Source organism: Actinomycetospora sp., from assembly GCF_055612215.1.
Genome location: NZ_JBVPVA010000290.1, coordinates 1 through 1549 on the forward strand (window position 1 = coordinate 1; position 1549 = coordinate 1549).

General features: G+C 74.1%; 1 protein-coding gene. It reads right to left on the bottom strand.

Features of this window, described 5'->3' with window-relative positions; genetic code table 11:
• Positions 1–1549, bottom strand: a 1549-nt coding sequence (locus AC0CYZ_RS08010) for a LamG-like jellyroll fold domain-containing protein (RefSeq protein WP_472214048.1), incomplete at both ends; no start/stop codon positions are given.

A 1549-nucleotide genomic window follows, 5' to 3' on the forward strand; every position in this document is an offset into this window, starting at 1 on the left:
GGAGTAGACCGCCGCGTAGCCGAGGCTGCCGGTCCAGTAACTGGTGGTCGGGGACGAGGTCCAGCCGCCGGTGCTGTCCCAGCCCACCCGCCAGTAGCCGGTGTTCGAGGTGCCGCCCTCGGCGGTGGTGATCGTGGGGTCCGCGGCGACCTGGGCGCCGTCCAGGTAGAGGACCGCCCCCGCCGCGGAGAGGGTGGCCACCGCGAGGTGCCACCGGCCGTCGTTGTACGCGGCCGGGCTGACGACGGTGCGCACGGCGGCCGGGTAGACGCCGAAGACGATCTGCCCGCCGTCGGTCATGTAGAGGTGGCGGTCGTAGACCGTCGACGGTCCGGTCCGCAGGTTGCCCCAGCCGATCAGGCGACCGCCGGTGGTGGTGCTGGTCCGGAACCAGATCGCCTCGGAGAAGACGTTCCTGCTGGCGACGGCGGCGGCCGCCGTCGTGGCGACGTAGGACGGCAGGGTCGCGGTGGGCGCGAGGGTCACGGCGCGGTTGGGCGTGTCGCGCGAGCACGGCGTGGTCGTGGACGTGAAGCCGTTGACGTAGGTGCCGGTGCGGGCGTTGCCCGACGCGTCGCGGGCGGGCGACAGCGTCAGGACCGAGGTGTCGTCCAGCGGCCAGACGAACGTGGTGCCCGGCGCGCCCGCGACTCCGGGGAACGCCCCACCGCAGGTGAAGTACGCCGCGCTCGCCGCGGTGTTGGCGCCGTTGACGACCTGTGCGGCGTACGCGGCCTGGGTGGGACGGGCGGCCTGGGACACGAGCAGCGCCGAGACCAGCACGATCGCGGTCGCCGCCGCGGCCGCTGCGCCGCCGCCCGGCCCGCCGTCCTCCGGGGGCCCGGTGCCGCGCGGCGGGTCGTCGAGCAGGGGCCGACGCACCGCGGCGGCGAGGCCGTAGGCCAGCGGGAGCAGCCAGAGCCCGGTCATCGTGAGCCAGAGCCACCACGGCATGTGGACCCCGGCCGTGATGGGCGTGCCCCGGGCTCCCGGGGGCGGGATCGTCGTCAGCGCCTTGATCTCGCCCGAGGCGAGGTCGACGAAGCCCCCGTACTTCGACGTGACCCGGATCGGCAGCATCCCGGCGGAGATGACCGTGATGTGCATCCCGGTGCCGTCTGCGGTGATGCCGCGGGTGATGGTGGCGACGAAGGGCTTGAGGACCAGGGTGGTGGTGGCGAGCAGCAGGGAGAACCCCAGGACCCGCAGCGGCACCCGCCAGAACCGCGTGACGAGCAGCTTCGTGCCCCACCACACCACCGTGCCGCCGAGCGCGAGCAGCGGGGTCGCCCGCAGCAGCCACCCCACCCCCGGGGCGATGAACACGGCCTTCCCGACGACGGACCGGTGCGGGATCTTCCACGGGTCCTCGGCCCCGTTGATGTCGCCCCGGGCGATGTAGAGCGGGCCGTCCGGCCCGGGTTCGATCCGCACGATCCGGTGCGTCTTGGTGTCCTGCGGCTGCGGGACCGGGGGCTGGTAGGTGATGACGTCACCCAGCCGGTACTCCGGGGCCGGCTCGGTCAGCACCAGCGTGCCGACCGGCGCG